Source organism: Cobetia sp. SIMBA_158, from assembly GCF_046566945.1.
Lineage (GTDB): Bacteria > Pseudomonadota > Gammaproteobacteria > Pseudomonadales > Halomonadaceae > Cobetia > Cobetia amphilecti.
The window spans coordinates 23,264-47,654 of the sequence record NZ_JAWJYL010000015.1; the positions used below are offsets into that span (position 1 = coordinate 23,264).

Genomic DNA, 24,391 nt, shown 5'->3' on the forward strand with positions numbered 1-24,391 from the left:
CCGTAAGTTCACGCCCTCAAGGCGCGATACGTGAATGAGTGCCTAGCTGAACTGGCGAAGGAAACGCAGGTCATTCTCGAAGAACAACCGCAGGTCGTTGACGCCGTAACGCAGCATCGCCAGACGCTCCACGCCCATGCCGAAGGCGAAGCCGCGGAAGCGCTCGCTATCGATACCGGAGTGACGGAAGACTTCCGGATGCACCATGCCGCAACCCATCACCTCGAGCCAGCCGGTGTGGGAGCAGACACGACAGCCGTCACCGGCACACATCACGCACTGGATATCGACTTCAGCGGACGGTTCAGTGAACGGGAAATAGGACGGACGGAAGCGCACTTCCAGGTCATCACGCTCGAAGAAGGCATGCAGGAACTCTTCGACGGTGCCCTTGAGGTCGGCGAAGCTGACATTCTCATCGACCAGCAGACCCTCGACCTGATGGAACATCGGGGTGTGGGTCAGATCGGAGTCGCAGCGATAGACGCGGCCCGGGCAGACGATGCGCAGCGGCGGCTCACTGGCCTTCATGCTGCGTACCTGCACCGGTGAGGTGTGAGTGCGCAGAAGACGCGTGGCATCGAAATAGAAGGTGTCATGCATCGCGCGCGCCGGGTGGTGCGACGGGATGTTCAGCGCTTCGAAGTTGTGATGGTCATCTTCGATTTCCGGCCCTTCTGCGACACCGTAGCCGATGTGCGAGAAGAAGCTTTCGATACGCTCAAGCGTACGGGTGACCGGGTGCAGGCCGCCTACCGGCTCACCACGGCCCGGCAGGGTCACATCGACGCGCTCGGCGGCAAGACGCGCATTGAGCGCCGCCGTTTCCAGCGTATTGCGACGTGCATCCAACTCGCCACTCAGCAGCTGCTTGGCTTCGTTGATGGTCTCACCGGCCTTGGGACGCTCTTCGGGGGACAGCTTGCCGAGGCCCTTGAGCAGTGCGGTGATCTCGCCCTTCTTGCCGAGAAAACGTACCCGTACCTCGTCGAGGGTCTGGACGTCTTCGGCCGCCTGGATCGCGGTGCGTGCTTCGTCCACCAGGGTGGAAAGATGTTCCATCCGTTCAGCTCCGATCGCTTGAGTCACTGGCGCGGCAATGTCCGCCACCAATGGAAGTCGCGCCGACCCGAAGGTCGGCAGGGAGAGCGCTCCGCCTGCGGTGAGTCACACAGACGATCGCACCCTTGCCAGAGACCGGCCCACAACGCGGCCAATCCCGTTCATGTCGCTGTCGACCCACCGCCGGCTCTCTGACGGCAGGCCAAACAAAAACAGGGGAAGAGCGGCTGCTCTTCCCCTGTGACGTAACACGTCATCTCGATACCGCCTGAGTTGTCCAATGCAAGCATTCGACAGTCACGGCCCGATTCGCCACCTGAGCGGCTCGCCGGGTCTGGGCGACATCTGATCCGGTCACTTACTGAGCAGCCTTGGCCTTCTCGACGATGGCAGCAAAGGCAGCTTTTTCGTGAACCGCGATATCGGCGAGGACCTTGCGGTCGATCTCGATATTGGCCTTCTTCAGGCCAGCGATGAAGCGGCTGTAGGACATGCCATTGATGCGGGCCGCAGCGTTGATACGCGCGATCCACAGGGCACGGAACTGACGCTTGCGGACACGACGGTCACGGTAAGCGTACTGGCCGGCCTTGATGACAGCCTGCTTGGCTACGCGGAAGACGCGTGAACGCGCTCCGTAGTAACCCTTGGCCTGCTTCATGATCTTCTTGTGACGGCGACGTGCGACGACGCCACGCTTGACGCGGGACATAGCGTACTCCTGATATTAAGAAAGTTGGACCGAGGTAAGGACGGCTTACAGGTTCGGCAGCATGCGCTGGATCAGCGCCTTGTCTGCAGCGTGAACCTGCTTCATGCCACGCAGCTGACGCTTACGCTTGGTCGACTTCTTGGTCAGGATGTGGCTACGGAAGGACTGCTTGTGCTTGAAGCCGTTGGCAGTCTTCTTGAAGCGCTTGGCAGCGCCGCGGTTAGTCTTGATCTTCGGCATGAGTATTAACTCCGCTCGGTTTCTTGAGAAAATCCAGGGCCGACAAAAAGAGCCACGCCCGCAGGCGTGACCCTGATGTGTCCGTTTTACTGCCTATGGATCACTTCTTTTTCGGCGCGAGAATCATGATCATCTGACGGCCTTCCATTTTCGGGAAGGACTCGACGGTCACGAGCTCCGAGAGATCGCCGGCGATCCGTTCCATCAGCTTGCGGCCGATGTCCTGGTGCGCCATTTCGCGACCACGGAAGCGCAAGGTTACCTTACCCTTGTCTCCGCCTTCGATGAAGCGAGTCAGGTTGCGTAGCTTGACCTGATAATCGCCTTCATCGGTACCAGGACGGAATTTGACTTCCTTGACCTGGATCTGTTTCTGCTTCTTCTTCTGCAGATTCTTCTGTTTCTTCTCGTCGAAAAGAAACTTGCCGTAATCCATGATCTTGCAGACGATGGGGTCGGCATTGGAAATCTGGACGAGGTCGAGCCCTGCCTCTTCGGCCTTGACAAGCGCATCTTTGGTTGACACTACGCCAACCTGCTCGCCATCTGCGTCGATGAGGCGGACTTCGTCCGCACGAATACGGTCATTGATGGGAGCCCGCTTTTCCTGGGGGCGTCCGCGCTGATTATTCCGCTTGATCGTTGCGTCTCCGTTTGGCTGAAATTCGTTACTGTCAGACCTGTTCTTCCTTCAGGCGTTCCATGAATTCTGAAACTTTCATGGTGCCGAGGTCTTCACCGGAACGGGTTCTGACAGCTACTGCATCAGCTTCCACTTCCTTGTCGCCAACGACGATGAGGTAAGGAACCTTCTGCAGAGTATGCTCACGGATTTTAAAGCCGATCTTCTCGTTCCTCAAGTCTGCTTTGACACGGATGTCATGTTTCTCGAGGCGGGAGACCAGATCCTTGGCATATTCTGCCTGGGAATCCGTGATATTCATTACGACAACCTGCTCCGGGGCGAGCCAGAATGGCATCGCGCCTGCGTGGTGCTCGATCAGGATGCCGAGGAAGCGCTCGAAGGAGCCGAGAATCGCGCGGTGCAACATGACCGGCATGCGACGCTCTCCACTTTCATCGACAAACTGGGCACTGAGACGCTCAGGCAGATTGAAGTCGAGCTGTAGAGTACCACACTGCCAGACACGATTCAGACAATCTCGCAGAGAGAATTCAATCTTTGGTCCATAGAAGGCACCCTCACCCGGCTGCAGCTCCCACGGCAGGCCAGTCGCATCCAGTGCTGCCTGCAGGCCGGCTTCGGCCTTGTCCCACGCTTCCGGCTCACCGATGAAGGATTCCGGACGGGTGGAGAGCTTCAGTTCGACGTCTTCGAAGCCGAACTGACGGTAGACTTCCAGTGTCAGACGGATGAAGTCCTCGGCCTCGGACTCGACCTGATTCTCGGTACAGAAGATGTGGGCGTCATCCTGGGTGAAGCCACGCACACGCATCAGACCATGCAGAGAGCCGGACGGCTCGTTGCGGTGGCATGAGCCGAACTCGGCCAGACGCAGCGGCAGGTCACGGTAGCTCTTCAGGCCCTGATTGAAGACCTGGACGTGACACGGGCAGTTCATCGGCTTGACCGCGTACTCACGCTTCTCGGACTCGGTGGTGAACATCAGCTCGTTGTAATGCCCCCAGTGCCCGGACTTCTTCCACAGCGAAAGATCGACCACCTGCGGCGTCTTGATCTCCTGGTAGCCATTGGCACGCTGGATACGACGCATGTACTGCTCGAGCACCTGATACATGGTCCAGCCATTCGGGTGCCAGAACACCATGCCCGGCGCTTCTTCCTGCATATGGAAGAGGTCCAGCTTCTTGGCCAGCTTGCGGTGATCGCGCTTCTCAGCTTCCTCGAGACGCTTGAGGTAGGCCTTGAGCTGCTTCTTGTCCGGCCAGGCGGTGCCATAGATGCGGGTCAGCATCGGCTTGGTGGAATCACCACGCCAGTAGGCACCGGCCAGCTTGAGCAGCTGGAAGTGCTTGAGGTGACGGGTATTCGGCACGTGCGGACCGCGGCACATGTCGGTGTATTCTTCGTGGTGGTAAAGGCGGATGGTGTCGCCTTCGCCGATGCCCTCGATGATCTCCTGCTTGTACGGCTCATCGCGCTTCTCGAAAGCGGCCATGGCCTGGTCACGCGAGACATACTCACGCACCACATCGTACTCGCTGTCGATCAGCTGCTTCATGCGCTTCTCGATGGTCTCGAGATCTTCCGGGGTGACCGAGCGGCCAAAGTCGATGTCGTAATAGAAACCGTCATCGATGACCGGGCCGATGGCCATCTTGGCCTCCGGGTAGAGCTGCTTGACGGCATGACCGATCAGGTGTGCGCAGGAGTGACGAATCACGTCCAGGCCTTCCGCATCACGCGCCGTGAGAATGGCGACGTTGGCGTCTTCGGTGATCATGTCAGCGGCATCGACCTCGACGCCATTGATCTTGCCAGCCACGCAGGCCTTGGCAAGACCGGGGCCGATGGACTCGGCCAGCTGCATCACGGAAATCGGAGTATCGAAGGTACGCTGGCTGCCGTCAGGCAGAGTAACGATAGGCATGAAGAATTCCTTGCGTTCAGTGGTGGCCCTTACCAAGGGTCACGTGAAGCGAATTTGGCCGAACGCGGGGCGTCGGCTCGAAATGGGGGCAATGACGATCACGCCCCTCACGCTACTGACCCCGGCCTACAATGCCTGGGGCGCCGCCCACTGCCCCATGCTGATCGAGCGACCAGTCAGGGCGTGGACACATAACGCGGGAACATGAACGAGGCAAGACCTTAGCAGCCCGTTCAAAAGTCGTAAAGATACGCTTGAGCCACTGAAGGCCATGCACGACACGAACGCAGACGGGGCGCCCTGAGGCGCCCCGTCTGATTCAGCTTACCGCGTTCGGCTTACTTGACTTCAGCAAGCTCGACACGACGGTTTTCGGCACGGCCTGCAGCGGTATCGTTGCTGGCGACCGGCTGCTCTTCACCGTAACCCACAGTCTGGATACGGTTGGCGCCAACACCTTCGGAAGCCAGGTAGGCCTTCACGGAGTCAGCACGCTTCTGGGACAGCTGCTTGTTGTAGGAGTCAGAACCCACGGAGTCAGTGTGACCTTCGACGCGAACGCGGACGTTCTCGTTGGAGACCAGCTTGGCCGCCACACCGTTCAGCACTTTCTCGGCGTTGGCAGTCAGCTTGGCGGAGTCGAACTCGAAGTTCACGTCACGCAGGACGAGGTCAGCGACACAGCCCAGGGCATTGACCTTGGCACCGGCCGGGGTGTTCGGGCACTGATCCTGGTAGTCCGGCACGCCGTCACCGTCGGAATCGAGCGGGCAGCCTTTCGCGTCAACAGTGACGCCGGCCGGAGTACCCGGGCACTGGTCCTTGTAGTCAGCAACGCCGTCACCGTCGGTGTCCAGCGGGCAGCCTTTCGCATCAACAGCGACGCCTGCCGGAGTCCCCGGGCATTCGTCACGGTCGTTCGGCACGCCGTCGCCATCGTCATCCATGGACTTCGGAGCATCGTCAGCACACAGCAGTGCACCGGCAGTCGCGCCGCCGACAGCACCCAGAGAAGCGCCGGTATCTTCGTCGCTGTCGCCAGAGACGCCGTAACCAATCCCGCCACCGATCAGGCCACCGGCCAGACCGCAGACGAACGGCTGGCTGTACCAGGGCTTCTCAGCAGATGAAGACTGGGAAGCAGAGCTTGCGCAGCCAGACAGGCCAACAACCAATGCAGAACCCAGAACCAGGCCAGTCGTAGATCTTTTCATGTAAGACTCCTTCTTAACACAGCGCAATATGTAACGAGGGTGTTACGTATCGACTCAGTATAAGAGCCGAACTCGTTACGATGAAAGGAATTTTATTCAAATCTTCCTTTAAGAAGAAAGCACATGCAGGTGCGTCCTTCCAGCTCTGATCGGGTCTGTTTCCCTTGAAAACGGTACCGATCCTCAGGCATACGGTGAAGGAAAACAGTGTTTTTTGCAACGTCGAAAAACTTTGACACTAACTGTATCAGAATGGCGACGCTGTAAAACCCCTGTTTTACTCTCTTCCAAGGTGCTGGCGCACCAGCCCCTCGAAAATCTCGACGCCGGGCGCCAACAGCGTATCAGGAAAATCGTAATCGGGGTGGTGAAGCCCCGGCATTTCCTCACCTGCGCCAAATGTGAACATGGCGGCATGGCAGTCACGTGCCAGCACGCCAAAGTCCTCGGACCAGCGATGCGCCTGAGGAAGTTCCACGCAATCAAGCGCTTGCTGTCGCGCCACGCGGCGAATCATGTCGTTCGCCTCAGGCGAATTCCAGGTCGCATCGAAGGTGTCACACCAGTCCACGTCGATGCCCAGACGGTCTTCTTCCGCCTCGCTGCGTGCCAGTGAGACCGCCGCTTCGGCCAGCGCCTTCATCATGTCATCACTCTCGGTGCGCAGGGTGACCATCACCTCGGCGTCGCCCGGTGAGGTGCCGAACGCGACCTCGCCCAGGCGCGCATGAATCAGGGTCACCATCGCAAGTCCGGTCTCATCGGCAAATTGCAACGGCAGACGCGACAGGCCTTGCATGATGCGACACATGGCCATCGCCGGGCTGCGACCATTTTCCGGGTGGGCCGCATGTGCACAGAGCCCGGAAAGCCGCACGATCATGCCGCGTGAGGCACAGGTGAAGGCATGGTCGCGCACGCTGACTTCCCCGAGGGGGCGCCCCGGCAGGTTGTGGCACGAATAGAGATAGTCCGGCTTGAGCGCGGCAAAGGCCTTGCTGCGCACGACGGCGCGCGCCCCTTCGCCGGTTTCCTCGGCGGGCTGGAACAGCAACACCACCTCGCCCCTGGCGACCGGAGACGCCGCCAGGCGCTGCGCCACGCCCAGCATCCAGCTCATGTGGCCGTCATGGCCACACAGGTGCCCGACATGCGGGTGACAGGAGGACCAGTCGCCGCGTGGCGCCTCATCGATGGGCAGCGCATCCAGCTCACAGCGCAGCATGACGCGCGGGCCTGGCTCGGCGCCGCGGAAGATGGCGGCCAGACCATGCCCGCCCAGCCCGCTGACCACCTCGGCGCCGGCCTCCTGCATCCAGCATGCGATGCAGGCCGCCGTGGCGGCTTCCTGTCCGGAGAGTTCCGGTGAGCGGTGCAGGGCGTGACGCAGCTCGGCCAGCGGCGTGCCCAGCAAGGAAAGTGTCGTGTTCATGCCTGCCTCTTGAAGACTCATCAGACTGCCTGCCCCAGATCTGCTGGCGAAGCGGGACGCTTGCGCCCCAGGTAATGCTGATGCCAGAACTCCATGTTGCTCAGCACGCGACTCGCCGCCAGCTGCAGCGGCTCCGCCAGCGCTTCCTCGACGGCGATGCGCTCCTTGTCTTCGGCAAGGCGTTCACGCGGCGACAGCTCCTTGCGCGCCGAATGGGTGTGCAGGTGTGATACCCGCCCATGCAGGACACCGAAGACCGAGAGCACGTCATCTTCGGCCAGACTGGTATCGAGAATCTCGATCAACACCTTGCAGCGCAGACCGCCTTCCACCATGTCGACCTGCCCGGCCTGCATGGCGCGTGCGATGGCTTCGAGGCTTTCCAGACAGTTGGCGCGCGCCTGGATGAGCTCTTGCTCACGACGCGCCTCACGCACCTTGACCTCGCGGCGCAGCTTGAGGGCATAGAACGCCAATCCCGCGATGATGATGATCGCGATGACGGCCAGAATGATGCTGATAGTCAGGGACATGCCTTTCTCCTGCGGTAAACAAGCCATGAGTATAGGGACTGCACACGCGACACCCAAGGCGGGGCACTGCGACCGATGACCACGTAGCCCACCCTCACCCACGCCTTGCGTCAACAAAAGGCCCCGCATCAGGGATACGGGGCCAGTCGTGTCATTCACTCTTGCACGCTTTTCTCTGTCGCACTCATGCTTCGTCCGGCACGCGAGCGGTCAATCTGTCAGCGCGGACCTTCACCGCCCCGCCATCAAGGCCTCGAAGCTGGCCTTGAGCTTGAGATTCTGCGCCTGATGCGAGTAATTGCATGCCAGGCTGGCCAGCGCAGCGCTCAGCGCCTGCGTATCGCTCTCGAGCAGATGGGTGCTACGCTCGGCCCACTGCTGTGGCGTGGACTCTGCCGCCATGACCAGTTCAGGGTAGTCATCGAGCAACTCGGCCGAGCCGACCCGCGCATTGAGCAGCACCGGCGCACCACAGGCCATCGCCTCCAGCGCGACACGCCCGAACTCCTCGATATGGGCCGGCATCACGAACAGGTCCAGCGCACCATAGAGCGTCTCGACCTCGGGAATGGTCGAGCGCCAGATCATGCGCTCGGCGATGCCCGCCTCCCTGGCCTGCTGCTGGTAAGGCGCGGCATCATCCTTGCCTACCACCAGGAAGCGATAGCGGCCCGGTGAGGTCTGCTCCATCAGCGCCGCCATCGCCACGAACCCGGCCACGTTGCGCTTGGTGAAGTTGCCGGATGACACCAGACCGACCAGCAGCTCATCCTCGGCCACGCCCAATGCCTCACGCTGGGCGGTGCGCCCTGCGCGCGCACGCTCGACCGTGAATTGCTCCGGGTCATAGCCCGGGTAGCTGATCTCGATCCGCTCAGGCGCGATACCGTAGCGCGCCATCAGATCCTCTCCCATCATGCGCGAATTGACCGCGACCTGACGGAACTTGCCACCCTTGAGCACGTGATCATGAATCGCCGCCACTTCGTGGTCGCGAGGCAGCTCACGGCCATGGATGCACTGCGAGGCAAGGTGCACGCAATTGTGCAGATAGACGGTATCCGGGCTTTCGCAGTCACCATGACTGATCAGCAGGTCGGGCGCATGACGGCTGGCCCAGGCCTGAACACGGCGATTGAACCAGAAACGTCGATACGCCCCCTTGAAGGGCCACCGCCACAGGCGCACCAGTTCCGCGCCGTGTGAGCGAGCCAGCTCAGGCTTGCCGCGCTCGGCGAGAATCACCACGCGATAGCCCAGCGCGCGCAACGCATCCGCCTGCTCGAAGGCATTGCGGCTGGCACCGGTATTCTTCTCGACCTGACGAATGGCGATCGCGGCCAGCTTGCCTGCGCCAGTGCTCACGACGCCTCCTGCACGCGGCGCATGGAGTCACCGCGACCGACCGCGTAGTACATCAGGCCGGCGGCCTTCATGGCGGCAGGCTCGAACAGGTTGCGGCCATCGACCACCACAGGGAAGCCGAGCTGCGCCTTGAGCCACTCGCCATCCAGGGTGCGGAATTCCTTCCACTCGGTGCATACCACCAGTGCATCGGCGCCCTTGACCGCCTGCTGACGGTCCGCGACCAGTACCAGCTCATCGCGCTCGCCGTAGATGCGGCGGCATTCCTTCATCGCTTCCGGGTCATAGGCCTGCACGGTCGCGCCAGCGGCCCACAGCGCTTCCATCAGCGTGCGGCTCGGCGCATCGCGCATGTCATCGGTGTTGGGCTTGAAGGCCAGACCCCAGACAGCGATGGTCTTGCCCTTGAGGTCGCCATCGAAGGCCCGCGACAGCTTGTCGAACAGCGTGACCTTCTGGCGCTTGTTGACGGACTCGACCGCGGTGAGCAGCTCGGCGTCATAGCCGACCTGACTCGCAGTACGCGCCAATGCCTGGACGTCCTTCGGGAAGCAGGAACCGCCATAGCCACAGCCCGGATAGATGAAGTGGTAGCCGATACGCGGGTCACTGCCGATGCCGCGACGCACTTCCTCGATGTCCGCACCCAGGCGCTCGGCCAGGTTGGAAATCTCGTTCATGAAGCTGATCTTGGTCGCCAGCATGGCGTTGGCGGCGTACTTGGTCAGCTCGGCGGCGCGCACATCCATGAACATCAGCTTTTCATGGTTGCGGTTGTAGGGCGCGTAGCATTCGCGCATGCGCTCACGCACCTTCTCGGAATCGGTGCCGACCACGATGCGCGCGCCACGCGTGAAGTCCTCCAGCGCCGCGCCTTCCTTGAGAAATTCCGGGTTGGAACAGACATCGAAGTCGACACTTTCGCCGCGCTCGGCAAGCACTTCGGCGACTCGCGCCGTGACACGATCCGCCGTGCCCACCGGCACGGTGGACTTGTCGATGATGACCTTGTAGTCATTCATGTGCTCGCCGATGGTGCCGGCCACCGCAAGCACGTACTTGAGGTCGGCGCTGCCGTCCTCGTCCGGCGGTGTGCCCACGGCGATGAACTGCAGCACGCCGTGCTCGACGGCCTGACGGGCGTCAGTGGTGAAGTTGAGACGGCCGGCCTCGACATTGCGCAGCACCATGCTCTCCAGCCCCGGCTCGAAGATGGGGATCTCGCCTTGCTTGAGGCCACCGATCTTGGCCGCATCAACGTCCATGCAGATCACGTCATGGCCGACATCGGCCAGACAGGTGCCAGTCACCAGGCCTACGTAGCCTGTTCCGAAGACAGTGATTTTCATGTCAGTCCTTGAGGGTTTCTGAAGGTAATGAAGCAGGTGACAAGGTGAACGCCGATGAATCCTCCGACGGCGTCACGCGGGAATCCGGTTGTGTGGCTTGCCCATCGCGTTTCGCGCCCTGCCCGGACATGAACTCCGGACGCTCCAGCAGCTCGGTGGTCGCCTCGACCGCTTCCTCGAGCTCTTCGGCACCCGGCGCGAGAGGTCGGGAAAGAAAGTCCGACGGCAGGGCTTCATAGAAGTTCAATCGTCCCAGCTGGTCCAGCACCGGATGACGTTCACGCGGCTGATAGCAGACTGCCCAGGGCGACAGGCACGGCTTGTCACCGGAGAAGCGGATGCCCAGCCAGTCGCTGGCCAGATAGGGCAGGTCAAAACTGGCGAAAGGCTCATCGGCGTGCGAGCGCAGGCGCGTCAGCTCGCGCGCGGGATTGGGCGCCTGCCCCGTTTGCCACAGCCACAGCGGAATACGGTACGGCGCCTGACTAGGGCGATCACCGCCATGCACATAGGCGTCACTGAGCGGATCATGCTCGAGGCCGTGGTCCGATATATAGAGCACGCCAGCGGGTCGCCCCTCGAGGCGCTGGAAGACGCCCTCGATCACCTGATCCGTGAAGCGGATGCTGTCATCGTAGGCATCGGTCAGCGGCGAGCGGCTGTCCGGGGTCAGGAAATAACGCAGTGAATCCGGGTACTGCAGGCTGGCCGGCGGGTGGCTGCCGTAGAGATGCAGCACGATCAGCCGCGGCCCCTCGACCTCGCGCGCCAGCGCCTCATCAAGTGCATCCAGCAAGCCATCGTCATAGTCGGTCATGATGGTGCGAGCGACATCGGCACGCTGGGCGATGGCGGTGATCCAGGTGCGCTCGGAGGTGATATCGAGCCCCTGGCGCGACAGCCACTCGGTATGATAGCCGGCCTGATTGGCCAGCGAGATCAGATTGGCGTCCAGGTAGCGCGGCGAGAAGGTTCGCGGGTCGGTCAGACTGGCCAGCATCGGTACCGCCAGCACGGTCTGTGGCGCCGGTGCGATGGCCTGATCGAAGACCACCAGCTCGTCGCGACGCGCATCGAGATTCGGCGTCGTGGCGCGGGAATAGCCATATAGCGACAGCTGATCGCGGCGCTGGGATTCGCCGATGATCAGGACGAAGACGGCATCATCCGACACCTCGGGGCTACGCGAGACGCCACCGAAATCATAGTCATCCGCCATCAGCGCCTTGTAGCGCTCCTTCTCCCACCAGGCATGCGAGGTGGTGGCCAGGTTCCAGCCCGGCGAGACCGACAGCGTCGTGATGGCCAACGGCACACTGGCCCGCCCCCACTGCCAGCTACCGGCCAGCAGCATCAGCATCCAGAGCACGAAGGCGATTCCGCTGAGTCCACCCAGCCGGGCGCGAGCCAGCCCCGCCCCGAAGCGATTGCCCAGTGACAGCGCCAGCAGGAAGAACCCCAGCGGCACGATCAGGGCCAGCGGGAACTTGAACAGCATCGCCATCGATTCGCTGCGGCTGGTATCCAGCGAGCTGAGCGCGAAGGCCAGCCCATAGCGGGAATCGTAATAGACGGCGCTGACCACACTTGCGGAGAGATTGACGCCCAGCGCCGCCATCAGCCCCAGCGCCGGCCAACGCCAGCGCGGACGATGCAGCGCCGCCAGCAGACACGGCCACAGCAACAGGTTGCCGAACAGGATCAGGCCGCCCTCGAGCAGGCCGTGATAGATCAACGGCACCAGACTCGCCAGCAGGGCCAGCGTGATGGCGGAGATCACCCCGGCCCGCTTGCTTGCCTGATCGCTGCGCGCAAACAGGCGACGGACGAGGCGCTGCAGCAGGCCCTTCATGCGCGTCCTCGCCATGACATGGGCGCTTCAGCCCTCACGCAGGCCAATGGATGCACGAACCGTCGAGCCCCGGCCACCCTCAGACGTCCAGCGCCTGGCGCCAGCGACCATCCGCTTGGCCACAGGCGATGAAGAAGGGATTCACCAGCGTATCGCGGGCGTTGTAGTCCAGACGACGCGGTTGTGCGGGCAATGACTCGGCATCGAAGACCTGGCCGCCGGCCGCTTCCAGCACGGCCTGGGCCGCCGCGGTGTCCCACTCGCTGGTCGGCGCGTAGCGCGGATAGAGATCCGCATTGCCTTCCGCGATGCGACAGAACTTGAGCGAGCTGCCACAACTGACGTTCTCCACCGGTGCCAGTCGTTCGATCAGCGCCGCCGTACGCGCATCGAGATGCGACTTGCTGGCCACGACTCTCAATACCTCGGGCTCCGGGCTGACCGTGATAGCGACACGCCCGGTGGCGTCTTCCCGGAAAGCCCCCACACCGGCGAGCCCGCTCCAGGTCGTCTCCAGCACCGGCGCATCCACCACGCCCAGCACGCTGCGCGAACCCTGTATCAGCGCCACGTTGACGGTGTATTCACCGCTGCCGGTGACGAATTCACGCGTGCCATCCAGCGGGTCGACCAGCCAGAAGGTCTGCCAGTCACGCCGCGCCGCGATATCGGCCTTGTCACTCTCCTCCGAGAGCACCGGAATCTGCGGCGTCAGGCGGGCCAGCCCCTCGACCAGCACATGATGCGCCGCCATATCCGCCGCCGTGACGGGGCTGTCATCCGCCTTGGCGCGCGTGCCGAGCTCTCCCCCACGGGCAACGGCGAGTATCGCCTGCCCCGCTTCACGGCAAAGCTGTTCAATGGCCGTCAGCAGTTCAAGATCGAGGGTGACATCAGACTGGGTCATGGGGGTCTCGCAGAGAATTCGAAGGAGTCGACACGGGCCCTTCGGCCCGCCGTCATCATACGCAAAAGCGGCCGCGGATGCTGCCCGCGACCGCTTCGAGAGGTCTTCACACAAGCGCCGCCAACTCAATCTCGGTCAACTTCGGCGCACTGACCATGCAGTGTCAGTTTTCAGGCACTGCGATAGCCGTTGGGGTTGCGTGACTGCCAACGCCAGCTGTCGGCCATCATGCGATCGAGACCCAGCTCGGCCTTCCACTTGAGCTCATTGAAGGCCTTGTCCGGCTCTGCCCAGCATTCGGCGATATCGCCGGCGCGACGCGGTGCGATGCGATACGGCACCGGACGACCGCTGGCCTTCTCGAACGCCTTGACCATGTCCAGCACGCTGTAACCGGTCCCGGTGCCCAGGTTATAGGTGTGAACGCCATCCCGCGCATCACCGGCCAGGTAGTCCAGCGCCTTGAGGTGGCCATCGGCCAGGTCGACGACGTGGATGTAGTCGCGCACCCCGGTGCCATCCGGCGTCGGGTAGTCATCACCGAACACGGCCAGTTCCTCGAGGCGGCCCACGGCGACCTGGCTGATATACGGCACCAGGTTGTTGGGGATGCCGTTGGGGTCTTCACCGATGGTGCCGGACTCATGGGCGCCCACCGGATTGAAGTAGCGCAGCAGCGCGATGCGCCAGCTGTCATCCGCGACGGCCAGGTCGCGCAGCACTTCCTCGACCATCAGCTTGGAGCGGCCATAGGGGTTGGTCGCGGAGGTCGGGAAGTCTTCACGGATCGGCGTGGAGGCCGGATCGCCATACACGGTGGCGGAGGAAGAGAACACGATACGCTTGACGCCGGCACGCGCCATGGCGTCACACAGCACCAGGGTGCCGTTGACGTTGTTGTCGTAGTAGGCCAGCGGCTTGGCGACGCTCTCGCCGACCGCCTTGAGCCCGGCGAAGTGGACCACGGCCTCGATATCGTGACGCTCGAACAGGCTGTCGAGCAGCGCGCCGTTGCGGATATCTCCTTCGACGAACGGCACTTCGCGCCCGGCAAGCGTCGCCACACGCGCAAGAGAGGCTTCACTGGCATTGGACAGGTTGTCCAGCACCAGCACCTGATGGCCGGCCTCCATGAGCGCCAATACCGTATGAGAGCCGATGTAGCCTGCACCACCCGTGACCAGAATCATCAATCATCTTCCTTGTGAAAGTAACGCGACAGTGGGCCACGCAGTTGTCCTGCGCTGGCCCTGTTCATGGCTGCTAACCCTACCTTCCAGCCCTTGCGCTCACAAGTCCACAGCCAACGACAGCGTCTGTCGCCAGACAGCAACCTGCCCCGTGCAAGATGGCGTCACACAGGGCCTGGCCCGAGGTGTGAGCGCCTCGGATCAAGCGTCGCGCTTGCGCGGCGTCAAGGTTTCACTTGCCGGAGTTTCAAAACAGGCAATGAAGGCTATTGAGCCGCGCCGCAATGCTGAGACAATGGCCGCGCCTTGCCGCCTGAGCGCCCGGCTGATCGACTCGCGAGCGACTTTCTGACAAGGCAGGCAACATGACACGCCGTGCACGTCACCCCGACCGCGGGATACATGCGCGACATGTAATGAATAACACCAACACGACAACTCGCCATCACCTACCATGACCCATACCAACAACACGATGACCACCATGATGAGGAAGCCAGTCGCCGACCGGCTTCTCTGGAGTCGACATGCCTGAGCAATCTCCCGATCACGTCGCTGATCAATCCACTACGCCGCCACAAGCGCCACTCGCGGCGCGCATCGGCCTGATACTCGGTCCCCTCCTGTTGCTGCTGACCTGGCTGACACCGGCACCGGGTGACATGCCGGACAGCGCCTGGCTCTGCGTCGGCCTTGCCCTGCTGATGGCCACCTGGTGGGCCACCGAGGCCCTGCCGATTCCGGTGACCTCGCTGCTGCCCATCGTGCTGGTGCCGGCGCTTGGCATCGACGACATCAAGAGCACCACCGCCGCCTATGCCAACCCGACCATCTACCTGTTTCTCGGTGGCTTCCTGCTCGGGATCGCCATGCAGCGCTGGGACCTGCATCGCCGCGTGGCTCTGCATACGCTGAAGCTTGCCGGCCACTCGCCGCGCCGCCAGATCGCCGGCTTCATGATCGCCACCGGCTTCATCAGCATGTGGGTGTCCAACACCGCCACCAGCATCATGATGCTGCCCATCGGCATGTCAGTGGTCAGCCTGATGTCCAGTGGTCAGGACGAGCGCGACAGCAATGACCCGGAATTGAAGCGCTACGCCGCCGCCCTGCTGCTGGGCATCGCCTACTCCGCCAGCCTCGGCGGTATCGCGACCCTGATCGGCACGCCGCCCAATGCCCTGCTGGCAGGCTACCTGTCCAGTGATCAAGGCATCGAGATCGGCTTCGCCCAGTGGATGGTCGTCGGCCTGCCGGTCGCCATCGCCATGTGTGCCATCACCTGGTGGTGGCTGACGCGCACGCCCTTCTCCTTCAAGTCCGAGACGGCAGACAGCGGCGAGATGATCAGCCGTGAACTCAAGGCACTGGGTGCCATGAGCAGCGCCGAGAAACGTGTCGGCGTCGCCTTCCTGGTGGCTGCCCTGCTGTGGATGTTCCGTCCGCTGATCAACCAGATGGGTCTTGCCTGGCTGTCGGACACCGGCATCGCCATGGCCATCGGCGTGGGCCTGTTCGCCATTCCCTCCGGCACCTCACGCGGCCGCCGCCTGCTGGTGTGGGAAGACGCGCGTGACCTGCCCTGGGGCGTGTTGTTGCTGTTCGGGGGTGGTCTGGCACTGGCGGGCGTGATCAAGAGCTCGGGGCTCGCCGAGTGGATCGCCGGCCAGCTGTCGATGTTCAGCGTGCTGCCGCTCATCGGCCTGGTCGCCATCGTGGTCGTGGTGATCATCTTCCTGACCGAGGTCACCTCCAATACCGCGACGGCAGCCGCCTTCCTGCCGCTGCTGGGGGCACTGGCGCTGTCACTGGACATCGATCCGCTGCTGATCACCGTGCCGGCGGCCATCGCGGCCAGCTGTGCCTTCATGATGCCGGTGGCGACGCCGCCCAACGCCATCGTGTTCGCCACCGGCCACCTCAAGATCCAGACCATGATGCGCGCCGGTTTCTTCCTGAACCTGGCTGGTACCGTGGTCGTCACCCTGCTGGCCTATGGCCTGATCGTGGCACTGTGGGTGTAGAGGCAAGTGCTGACGCGGGGCCTGGAGGAGAGTGAAGGTGAAAGCGAAGGTGAGAACGAGGGTGAGAGCACAAGCGCCTGACGAGCTTCTCACCGTCTTTGAAGTCTGAGGCCTTGAAGCCTGAGCCCTCGAAACCTGTAAGCCTCAGCCCCCCGAAACGACAACGCCGGACTCCAATGGAGTCCGGCGTTGTCGTTCATGCCAGGCAGATTCTGCGACATCTCATCATGACATCTGCTGTCATGTTCAGAAGAAGCCGAGGAAACCCTTGATGATCAGCGAGTTGGCGATATCGATCAGGAAGCCACCCACCACCGGCACGATGATGAAGGCCAGACGCGACGGCCCGTGGTGCTGCGTGACCGCCTGCATGTTGGCGATCGCCGTCGGCGTGGCGCCCATGCCGAAGCCACAGTTACCCGCGACCAGGACTGCTGCGTCGTAGTTCTTGCCCATCAGGCGGAAGGTGACCTGGGTGGTGTAGAGGAACACCAGCGCGACCTGTGCCAGCAGGATGGCCAGAATCGGCAGTGCCAGATTGGCCAGATCCCAGAGCTTGAGCGTCATCAGCGCCAGCGCCAGGAAGATGGACAGGCTGATATTGCCCAGCACATCCACGGCGTGGGTATTGAGGTGCTTGTCGCCGAAGGCGCGCACCACGTTGCCGATGACGATACAGCTGAACAGCACCCACACGAAGGTCGGCAGCGAGAAGGCGGTGCCCGAGGTGAGTGACTGCAGCTGCTGGCCACAGACGACCCCGAGCAGCAGCATGAAGAGTGTCTTCAGGGCATTGGACGTATTCAGCGGATGCTGGACTTCCGTCTCGTCATATTCGGAATCGCTGACCTGGGCGTTGATGTCCTGCCCTTCACTCTTCATGCGATTGATCAGGAAACGCGCCGTCGGCCCACCGATCAGGGAACCGAACACCAGCCCGAAGGTGGCACAGGCCATCGCGACTTCCATCGCGCCATTGATGCCATATTCGTCGGCGAAGACGTTGGCCCATGCCGCGCCGGTACCGTGACCACCGGACATGGTGATGGAACCGCCGAGCAGACCCAGTACCGGATCAAGACCGAACAGACTGGCAACACCGACACCCAGCAGGTTCTGCAGGATGAGCAGACCGATGACCAGCGCGAGGAACAGCACCAGCTTGCTGCCGCCGGCACGAATCATGCGCACGTCTGCCGACAGGCCAACGGAGCCGAAGAACAGCAACATGAAGGGAGTCTGGAGACCGCCGAAGAACTGGAACTCGTAACCCAGGCCGCGCAGGCCGGTGACGATGATGGTAGCGATGAGGCCGCCGACCACAGGCTCGGGGATATTGAATTCGCGCAGCACGCGCACGCGCTCGACGATCAGATGGCCAACGACGAGGACAAGCGCCGCCAGCAACAGGGTGGTGATAGCATCAAGTTGAATCATGCGATACCGATGAGTAGTTGTGGGTTGTTCTAGCGGACCTCCTGAACGAGAGGTGCACTGGCGATGCCCGATCAGAGCAGGGATGGGGACGCATCCATTATCTCTTCAATCAGGGGGTTTGCCTTTGCACCGCTTGGAATTGTTGTGTTCTCGAATCCGGTCTGCCACCAGATCGTTATCATTATGCGGGTGCAGCGATGATACGCAGGGTGGGCACCGGTGCAAGCCCGGATGTTGACTGAGCCGTCAACATCAGACAAAAGTCTATAGCGGCCTGGCGAGCATGACACGTATTTTCCACGCAAGCCTGCCCGCGTCAGCCCAGCAACGGCGGGCGTGAGCGCCAGCCGGGCAACTTCTGCCCTGCCACAAAACGCAAAGACCCCCGCTCTGATGAGCGAGGGTCTCGAGAGAGGCAAAAATGCCTTTGATCAGTCAGGCATGAGGCGTGTTGTCGTCAGACAGCGACCGGGCCGGCTTCCTCGGCACGTTCCGCTTCGCTGCGTGCACTGCTTTCCAGGCCGCGATTGACCGCCGACAGCACGGCCTTGAGCGACGCGCTCACGGTATCGCCATCCTCGGCCATGCCGCAGACACGCTTGCCATCCAGGTTGAGCATCACGAAGGCCACCGCGACGGCATCGCTGCCTTCGCCGAGGGCGTGCTCACCGTAGTCCACCACGCTGACGGTGGAACCGGTGTGACGCTGCCAGGCATCCATGAAGGCGGAGATGGCACCGTTGCCTTCGCCGGCCAGCGCGATCTGCTCGCCCTTGTCATCGACCAGTGTCGCGGTGAGCTGCTCGGCCCCTTCGCGATCCAGACGATAGCCCTTGAGACTCAGCGGCGCTTCACGCTTGAAGCTGGCATCGAGAATCGCGCGAATCTGGTCGCTGGACAGCTCACCACTGACCTGCTCGCTGGCCTTCTGCACGTGCGGCGCAAGCTCGAGGCTCATCCAGCGCGGCAGGCTGATGCCGTGATCGCGCTCGAGCAGGAAGGCCATGCCACCCTTGCCGGACTGACTGTTGACGCGGATCACCGCCTGGAAGTCGCGGCCCAGGTCCTGCGGGTCGATGGGCAGATAGGCGACCTGCCACGGCTCGTCAGGCTGCTGCTTCTTGAGGCACTTGCGGATGGCGTCCTGGTGGCTGCCGGAGAAGGCGGTGTAGACCAGCTCGCCGACCCACGGGTGACGCGGGTGAACCGGCAGATTGGTGCACTCGGTGTAGACCTGGATGATCTCGTCCGGGTTGGAGAGATCCAGCTCTGGATCGATGCCCTGGCTGTAGAGGTTCATCGCCAGGGTGATCAGGTCCATGTTGCCGGTGCGCTCACCGTTGCCCAGCAGGGTGCCTTCGATGCGGTCAGCGCCGGCCAGCAGGCCAAGTTCGGCGGCGGCAGCGGCGCCACCGCGGTCGTTGTGGGTGTGCAGCGAGATGATCGCGCAGTCACGACGGCTCAGGTGCTTGATGAAGTACTCGACCTGGTCGGCGAAGTGATTGGCCGGGCCCACTTCCACCGTGGCCGGCAGGTTGAGGATGCAGCGTTTTTCCGGCGTCGGCTGCCAGACATCCATCACCGCTTCACATACCTCGACGGCGTAATCCATCTCGGTGGAGGTGAAACTCTCCGGCGAGTACTGGAACACCCAGTTGGTGTCCGGATAGCGCTCGGCGTAGTCCTTGACCAGCTGCGCGCCCTCGACGGCGATGGCCTTGATGCCGTCACGGTCCATCTCGAACACCCGCTCACGCTGCACGGTGGAGGTGGAGTTGTAGACGTGAACGACGGCATCACGCGCGCCGACCAGTGATTCGAAGGTACGCGCGATCAGATGCTCACGCGCCTGCACCAGCACCTGGATGCTGACGCCTTCCGGAACCTGGTCTTCCTCGATCAACCAGCGCACGAAGTCGAAATCGAGCTGACTGGCGGAGGGGAAACCGACTTCGATCTCCTTGAGGCCGATCTTGACCAGCAGCTTCCACATCAGCTTCTTCTGCTCGACCGTCATCGGCTCGAGCAGCGCCTGATTGCCATCACGCAGGTCGACACTCGCCCATAGCGGCGCCTGGGTCACAGTACGCGACGGCCACTGGCGGTCGGTCAGTGCAACAGGGGTCACGGGGCGATATTTGGTGTGGTCGAAGGCAGCACTTGGCGTGGATGCAGCAGTCATGGTCGTGTCCTTGGCGGTCTGGGTGCGAAAAACCGGCAATCGAGGCCCGATACGGGAGATCGATGGCACCTTTCGCACTCAACAGTGTCCCAATCGGGGCGCCTGAGTAAATGTGAGATGACGAAGGCGTGAAGGCCTTGCATCCGAAAGCTTGCCGTCAGCAGGGCAAGCAAGCAAGTCGGGGGCAGCGTAACGTCACTGCCCGCCGCAAGCTCCGGGACCGGATCACGGTCACCAGCGCGGAGAGAAGGACGGTGGGATCACCACCAGAGCCCTTTCGGCAGCCTCGCTTCGATCAGAAGCCGACTGCGTTCCGCGTTCACCGGTTGCAAGAGGCGTGTCGCCAGCGCCGGTGGCTCATCCTGCTCAGGTCTGTCGTTCGCGTCGTGCGTCGTGTCATGCGACAGCCACGACCCGAGCGGGCATCTTCATCGCTGAGCAGTGATTACAGTATATGCCGCATATCAGGGCGGACGATTGCGAAAACTACATGACATCGCCATCTTAAAAGCAGATTATTTCACCATTCACATCTTCACCGCTAATGGATTGCGAAAATGAGCCAGAATATTCCTCTCCCGACACTGGACCGCTTCGACCGTCGCATTCTTGACGAGCTTCAGCACTCGGGTCGCATCAGCAATCAGGAACTCGCGGAGCGCATTGGCCTGTCCCCGTCGCCTTGCCTGCGCCGTGTCCGTGCGCTGGAAGAAAGCGGCATGATCACCGGCTACCGCGCCCAGATAGATGCCCGCAAGCTGGGACTCAGTCTGATGGCGCTGCTGCATATCTCGATGGACCGCCACACCCCGGAGCGCTTCACCAACTTCGAGGACACCATCGCCTCGCTGCCCCAGGTGATGGAATGCCTGCTGATCACCGGCCAGGAAGCCGATTACCAGCTCAAGGTGGTGGTCAAGGACATGGATGACTATCACGACCTGCTGCTCAAGCAGATCACGCGGATCGAAGGTGTGACCGGCGTGCATTCAAGCTTCGTGCTGCGTCAGGTGATCGATCACCAGCGCGTCCCGACGACCTCCTGAGCCTGACTGCCTGAATCAAGTCTTCAGCAACATGAAAGCCCCGTCGGCTATCACCGGCGGGGCTTTCATGTTGCTGAAGATGCCATCGTGATCACGCCCTGATCAGGGCGTGCCGGAATGGGTGGATCACTCGCCACCGATGATGCCGCGGCGGATCTGGTCTTCCTCGATGGATTCGAACAGCGCCTTGAAGTTGCCCTCGCCGAAACCATCGTTGCCCTTGCGCTGGATGATCTCGAAGAAGATCGGCCCGATCACCGTCTCGGTGAAGATCTGCAACAGAATGCCCTCCCCCGGCGCGCCATCGACCAGCAGATTCAATGCCTTGAGGTCCTCGACATTCTCTTCGTGGTTGGGCACCCGCGCATCGACCTTCTCATAATAGGTGGCCGGCGTGGTCAGGAAGGTGACGCCATTGGCCTTGAGCGCCTTGACAGTGGCATGGATATCATCCGTCGCCATCGCCAGATGCTGGATGCCTTCGCCATGGTATTCGCGGATGAATTCCGCGATCTGGGAGTCATCATCCGCTGACTCGTTGATGGGAATGTGCATCTTGCCGCACGGCGCCGTCATCGCGCGCGAGAAGAGCCCGGTCATCTTGCCTTCGATATCGAAATAGCGGATCTCGCGGAAGTTGGCGATACGCGCATAGAAGTCGGCCCACACATCCATCTGGCCACGCCCGACATTGTGGGTCAGGTGATCCAGCGTATGCAGGCCGACACTGTTGGCATTCTCGATTGCGCCGTCGATGGCGACGAAGTCGGTATCGTAGATCGAGCGCTCGCGGTGATGGTCCACGAAGTACAGCACCGAACCGCCGATGCCTTGCACCGCCGGAATGCCCACCTCGCCCGGCCCGACCGGATGCTCGACGCTGCGCGCACCGTGCGCCAGGGCGTAGCGATGCGCCTGCTCGGCATCCGCCACGCGCCAGGCCATCGCACAGGCACTCGGGCCGTGGATCGCCGCGAATTCCGCCGCCGGGCTGTTCGGCTCGGCGTTGAGCACCACATTGATGCCGTGCTGCTGAAACAGGAACACCTGCTTGGAGCGATGGCGACGGGTCTCGGTAAATCCGAGCTGGTTGAACAACTTGCGCAGGGCATCGATGCCGGCCGCATCCGGGGCCGTGAATTCGACGAACTCGAAGCCGTCCGTGCCGATGGGATTGTGCTGTTCGATACGCGCCGGTGCGTTCATGAGGGGCTCCTGAGTCAGGCTGCCGACAGGGCAGGCAAGGTAGAGAAAAGGCGGGCAACATCCTTCACGACAGGCGAACGCATCGCGCTGATCACCTGTCGTGTCCCGATTCCGTTATCGGAAATCTATGCCTTGCCTGCCGCCCTGCCCATTCGCCTTGCGCCCTCATTGGTGCCGTGTCCGACCTCCCCTCACGCCAGACATGTAACGAAACCCTGCCATGGCGCTGACGGCCATCTCGACACTGCCCACTCGGGGCGCTCCCACTGCCGCCAGCGCCTGACACTGCGTCATGCTTTCTTTACACCTATCGACGCGTCTCGCCTGCTGCTGCCTCTTGCCCGTCTTGCGTTGGTCGCTAGAGCCAGGCACCGCTGCCCAGCTGCCAGGCCACCCACAGCAGAATCGTGGCGATGAAGGCCTCGATGACCTGCCAGGCACGCGGACTGGTCAGACGTGGTGCCAGCCAACCGGCACATGCCACCAGGCCGAAGAACCAGCCGAAGGAGGCCAGGCTCGCCCCGACGATGAAGCTTTCAGGGGACGGCTGCTGCGCGCCGATCGCGCCCAGCATCACCAGCGTATCCAGATAGACCTGGGGGTTGAGCAGCGTGACGGCCAAGGTTGCCGCCAGCACCTTGCCGAGGTTGGCCTTGAGCGCGTTGCTGGCCGTCAGCTGGCCGCCAGTGCGCATGCGCCCCAACGCCTTGAGTGCCTGCCAGAGCAGAAACGCCACCCCGCCCCAACGGGCAATGCTCATCAACAGCGGCGACTGCTGCATCAGCGCGCCCAGCCCGAGCACGCCGGCGATGATCAGCACGCCATCGCACAGCGCGCAGAGCCCCGCCACCCACCATTGATGCTCGCGCTTGAGCCCCTGCCCCAACACGAAGGCATTCTGCGCTCCGATGGCGATGATCAAGCCTGCGCCTACCCCTGCCCCATTGAAGAATGACCACCACATATCGCTGTCCTTTCGTCGTGTCGTTGCCGTGACTGACGACGTCTGCCACGGCTGTCAGTGCTGAGGCAGGCAGAGTACGCTAGGATGAATCCATCAAGGAAATTGATTCAGGGAATGGATCATAAGGAATACTGATGCTGGACTATAAACTGCTGGAGGCACTGGCGGCCGTCATCGATCAGGCGGGCTTTGAACGCGGGGCACGAGCACTGGGGCTGACGCAGTCGGCGGTCTCGCAGCGCATCAAGTTGCTGGAGGCACGGCTGGGGCAGCCGGTACTGGTGCGTACACCGCGCCTGGGGCCGACGCCGCTCGGGCGGCGCCTGCTCAATCATGTCCAGCAAGTGCGCCTGCTGGAACATGACCTGCTCGACCAGATTCCCGCCCTCGGCGAGAGCGAGCAGCGACTGCGCATCGCCATCAATGCCGATTCGCTGGCCACCTGGTGGCCGACCGTCACCGGCAGTTTCTGTCGCGAGCGTGACCTGTTGCTGGACATGCTGGTGGAGGATCAGGAAGTGGCGCTCAGACGCATGCGCGATGGAGAAGTCGCGGGCTGCATCTGTGCCACGCCACGCCCGGTGCAGGGGGCACGCTCCCACCCGCTGGGCAGCATGCGTTATCGGGCGCTGGCCAGCCCGGACTTCGTGCAGCGCCATATCGCAAAGAAAGGCCATCCCATCCCGCCCATTCTGCCGGCCGAGACCCTGCGCAGCATGCCCGCCATCGTCTATGGCCGTGATGACCGCCTGCAGCACCGACTGTTGTCGACCATGGGCTTCGATGAGCCCTTCCCCCACCACCTCTGCCCGTCGTCGGAGGGTTTCGTGCGTCTGGCCTTGAGCGGCATGGGCTACGGCATGATTCCCGAGCAGCAGGCGGCGCATCTGCTGGCCAGTGGTGAGCTGGTGGATATCGCGCCGAACCATGCCCTCGATGTACCGCTTTACTGGCATCACTGGCGCCACGGTGGCAGCACGCTGGACAAGCTCACCGACCACCTGCTGCGGGAATGTGCCACGGCATTGCGCCCGATGCCGGAGCAGGAGACGCCCCGCCCCGGCATGCTGTGAGAGCACGTGTCAGTCGTGCATCAGGCCCGG

The 24,391-nt window shown here is 62.4% G+C and carries 20 protein-coding genes; 3 read left to right on the plus strand and 17 right to left on the minus strand.

From position 1 onward, the window contains the following. Nucleotides 1-42 precede the first annotated feature (42 nt). The 13 genes from pheS to galE all read right to left on the minus strand — a co-directional run bounded on the left by pheS (nucleotide 43) and on the right by galE (nucleotide 14,432). Nucleotides 43-1,062: a phenylalanine--tRNA ligase subunit alpha gene (pheS, locus tag R2R70_RS16835; RefSeq protein WP_043335643.1), complete on the minus strand. Its 1,020-nt coding sequence runs from the start codon at nucleotides 1,060-1,062 to the stop codon at nucleotides 43-45. Between the two features lie 358 nt (nucleotides 1,063-1,420). Continuing rightward, nucleotides 1,421-1,774: a 50S ribosomal protein L20 gene (gene rplT / locus R2R70_RS16840; RefSeq protein WP_043335644.1), complete on the minus strand. Its 354-nt coding sequence runs from the start codon at nucleotides 1,772-1,774 to the stop codon at nucleotides 1,421-1,423. A gap of 45 nt (nucleotides 1,775-1,819) precedes the next feature. Then, entirely contained in the window at nucleotides 1,820-2,014 is a 195-nt protein-coding gene (gene rpmI / locus R2R70_RS16845) for a 50S ribosomal protein L35 (protein ID WP_043335648.1), read from the minus strand. 100 nt (nucleotides 2,015-2,114) lie between these two features. Then, nucleotides 2,115-2,654 (minus strand): translation initiation factor IF-3, encoded by a 540-nt coding sequence (infC, locus tag R2R70_RS16850; RefSeq protein WP_082388253.1) that lies wholly within the window; start codon nucleotides 2,652-2,654, stop codon nucleotides 2,115-2,117. A 34-nt stretch (nucleotides 2,655-2,688) separates the two neighbouring features. Continuing rightward, nucleotides 2,689-4,587, minus strand: coding sequence for a threonine--tRNA ligase (thrS, locus tag R2R70_RS16855; RefSeq protein ID WP_043335653.1), 1,899 nt, complete (start codon nucleotides 4,585-4,587; stop codon nucleotides 2,689-2,691). Between the two features lie 338 nt (nucleotides 4,588-4,925). After that, nucleotides 4,926-5,801: an OmpA family protein gene (locus R2R70_RS16860; RefSeq protein WP_043335655.1), complete on the minus strand. Its 876-nt coding sequence runs from the start codon at nucleotides 5,799-5,801 to the stop codon at nucleotides 4,926-4,928. Between the two features lie 277 nt (nucleotides 5,802-6,078). Next, nucleotides 6,079-7,233, minus strand: a complete 1,155-nt coding sequence (locus R2R70_RS16865; RefSeq protein ID WP_410978566.1) for an amidohydrolase — start codon at nucleotides 7,231-7,233, stop codon at nucleotides 6,079-6,081. 20 nt (nucleotides 7,234-7,253) lie between these two features. After that, entirely contained in the window at nucleotides 7,254-7,766 is a 513-nt protein-coding gene (locus R2R70_RS16870) for a DUF2489 domain-containing protein (protein ID WP_082388255.1), read from the minus strand. Nucleotides 7,767-7,997: 231 nt separating this feature from the next. After that, nucleotides 7,998-9,131, minus strand: a complete 1,134-nt coding sequence (locus R2R70_RS16875) for a glycosyltransferase family 4 protein (RefSeq protein WP_410978567.1) — start codon at nucleotides 9,129-9,131, stop codon at nucleotides 7,998-8,000. Continuing rightward, nucleotides 9,128-10,480 carry a UDP-glucose dehydrogenase family protein gene (locus R2R70_RS16880; protein WP_131432476.1) on the minus strand — a complete coding sequence of 451 codons (1,353 nt, stop codon included), beginning with the start codon at nucleotides 10,478-10,480 and terminating at the stop codon, nucleotides 9,128-9,130. Before R2R70_RS16880 ends, R2R70_RS16875 begins: the two co-directional genes overlap by 4 nt. Nucleotide 10,481: 1 nt before the next feature. Continuing rightward, entirely contained in the window at nucleotides 10,482-12,332 is a 1,851-nt protein-coding gene (locus R2R70_RS16885) for a sulfatase-like hydrolase/transferase (protein WP_410978568.1), read from the minus strand. 79 nt (nucleotides 12,333-12,411) lie between these two features. Beyond that, a complete protein-coding gene (gene cysQ / locus R2R70_RS16890; RefSeq protein WP_216059966.1) occupies nucleotides 12,412-13,239 on the minus strand; it encodes a 3'(2'),5'-bisphosphate nucleotidase CysQ in 828 nt (275 codons plus the stop codon). A gap of 170 nt (nucleotides 13,240-13,409) precedes the next feature. Beyond that, nucleotides 13,410-14,432, minus strand: coding sequence for a UDP-glucose 4-epimerase GalE (galE, locus tag R2R70_RS16895; RefSeq protein WP_054555473.1), 1,023 nt, complete (start codon nucleotides 14,430-14,432; stop codon nucleotides 13,410-13,412). A gap of 524 nt (nucleotides 14,433-14,956) precedes the next feature. Between galE and R2R70_RS16900 the strand changes: the two genes are divergently transcribed. Next, nucleotides 14,957-16,453 (plus strand): SLC13 family permease, encoded by a 1,497-nt coding sequence (locus R2R70_RS16900; RefSeq protein ID WP_054555474.1) that lies wholly within the window; start codon nucleotides 14,957-14,959, stop codon nucleotides 16,451-16,453. Between the two features lie 246 nt (nucleotides 16,454-16,699). Here the strand turns inward: R2R70_RS16900 and gltS are convergent, their stop codons facing one another. Both gltS and R2R70_RS16910 read right to left on the minus strand, forming a co-directional pair. Beyond that, nucleotides 16,700-17,890, minus strand: a complete 1,191-nt coding sequence (gene gltS / locus R2R70_RS16905) for a sodium/glutamate symporter (protein WP_410978569.1) — start codon at nucleotides 17,888-17,890, stop codon at nucleotides 16,700-16,702. 457 nt (nucleotides 17,891-18,347) lie between these two features. Next, entirely contained in the window at nucleotides 18,348-20,072 is a 1,725-nt protein-coding gene (locus tag R2R70_RS16910) for a 2-isopropylmalate synthase (protein WP_043331272.1), read from the minus strand. Between the two features lie 557 nt (nucleotides 20,073-20,629). Between R2R70_RS16910 and R2R70_RS16915 the strand changes: the two genes are divergently transcribed. Continuing rightward, nucleotides 20,630-21,118: an Lrp/AsnC family transcriptional regulator gene (locus R2R70_RS16915; RefSeq protein ID WP_043331273.1), complete on the plus strand. Its 489-nt coding sequence runs from the start codon at nucleotides 20,630-20,632 to the stop codon at nucleotides 21,116-21,118. Nucleotides 21,119-21,244: 126 nt separating this feature from the next. Here the strand turns inward: R2R70_RS16915 and hppD are convergent, their stop codons facing one another. Further along, nucleotides 21,245-22,324 (minus strand): 4-hydroxyphenylpyruvate dioxygenase, encoded by a 1,080-nt coding sequence (gene hppD / locus R2R70_RS16920; RefSeq protein ID WP_216059963.1) that lies wholly within the window; start codon nucleotides 22,322-22,324, stop codon nucleotides 21,245-21,247. Between the two features lie 358 nt (nucleotides 22,325-22,682). Beyond that, nucleotides 22,683-23,288, minus strand: a complete 606-nt coding sequence (locus tag R2R70_RS16925) for a LysE/ArgO family amino acid transporter (RefSeq protein ID WP_175088642.1) — start codon at nucleotides 23,286-23,288, stop codon at nucleotides 22,683-22,685. Nucleotides 23,289-23,422: 134 nt separating this feature from the next. Between R2R70_RS16925 and R2R70_RS16930 the strand changes: the two genes are divergently transcribed. Continuing rightward, the gene (locus R2R70_RS16930; protein WP_324690335.1) at nucleotides 23,423-24,361 is read left to right on the plus strand and encodes a LysR family transcriptional regulator ArgP; all 939 of its coding nucleotides are present in this window, start codon (nucleotides 23,423-23,425) and stop codon (nucleotides 24,359-24,361) included. Nucleotides 24,362-24,391: the final 30 nt, after the last annotated feature.

Coding starts and splice junctions, on each gene's coding strand:
- pheS (WP_043335643.1), bottom strand. CDS start 1,062: ATGGAACATCTTTCCACCCTGGTGGACGAAGCACGCACCGCGATCCAG.
- rplT (WP_043335644.1), bottom strand. CDS start 1,774: ATGTCCCGCGTCAAGCGTGGCGTCGTCGCACGTCGCCGTCACAAGAAG.
- rpmI (WP_043335648.1), bottom strand. CDS start 2,014: ATGCCGAAGATCAAGACTAACCGCGGCGCTGCCAAGCGCTTCAAGAAG.
- thrS (WP_043335653.1), bottom strand. CDS start 4,587: ATGCCTATCGTTACTCTGCCTGACGGCAGCCAGCGTACCTTCGATACT.
- R2R70_RS16860 (WP_043335655.1), bottom strand. CDS start 5,801: ATGAAAAGATCTACGACTGGCCTGGTTCTGGGTTCTGCATTGGTTGTT.
- R2R70_RS16865 (WP_410978566.1), bottom strand. CDS start 7,233: ATGAACACGACACTTTCCTTGCTGGGCACGCCGCTGGCCGAGCTGCGT.
- R2R70_RS16870 (WP_082388255.1), bottom strand. CDS start 7,766: ATGTCCCTGACTATCAGCATCATTCTGGCCGTCATCGCGATCATCATC.
- R2R70_RS16880 (WP_131432476.1), bottom strand. CDS start 10,480: ATGAAAATCACTGTCTTCGGAACAGGCTACGTAGGCCTGGTGACTGGC.
- R2R70_RS16885 (WP_410978568.1), bottom strand. CDS start 12,332: ATGAAGGGCCTGCTGCAGCGCCTCGTCCGTCGCCTGTTTGCGCGCAGC.
- cysQ (WP_216059966.1), bottom strand. CDS start 13,239: ATGACCCAGTCTGATGTCACCCTCGATCTTGAACTGCTGACGGCCATT.
- R2R70_RS16900 (WP_054555474.1), top strand. CDS start 14,957: ATGCCTGAGCAATCTCCCGATCACGTCGCTGATCAATCCACTACGCCG.
- gltS (WP_410978569.1), bottom strand. CDS start 17,890: ATGATTCAACTTGATGCTATCACCACCCTGTTGCTGGCGGCGCTTGTC.
- R2R70_RS16910 (WP_043331272.1), bottom strand. CDS start 20,072: ATGACTGCTGCATCCACGCCAAGTGCTGCCTTCGACCACACCAAATAT.
- R2R70_RS16915 (WP_043331273.1), top strand. CDS start 20,630: ATGAGCCAGAATATTCCTCTCCCGACACTGGACCGCTTCGACCGTCGC.
- hppD (WP_216059963.1), bottom strand. CDS start 22,324: ATGAACGCACCGGCGCGTATCGAACAGCACAATCCCATCGGCACGGAC.
- R2R70_RS16925 (WP_175088642.1), bottom strand. CDS start 23,288: ATGTGGTGGTCATTCTTCAATGGGGCAGGGGTAGGCGCAGGCTTGATC.
- R2R70_RS16930 (WP_324690335.1), top strand. CDS start 23,423: ATGCTGGACTATAAACTGCTGGAGGCACTGGCGGCCGTCATCGATCAG.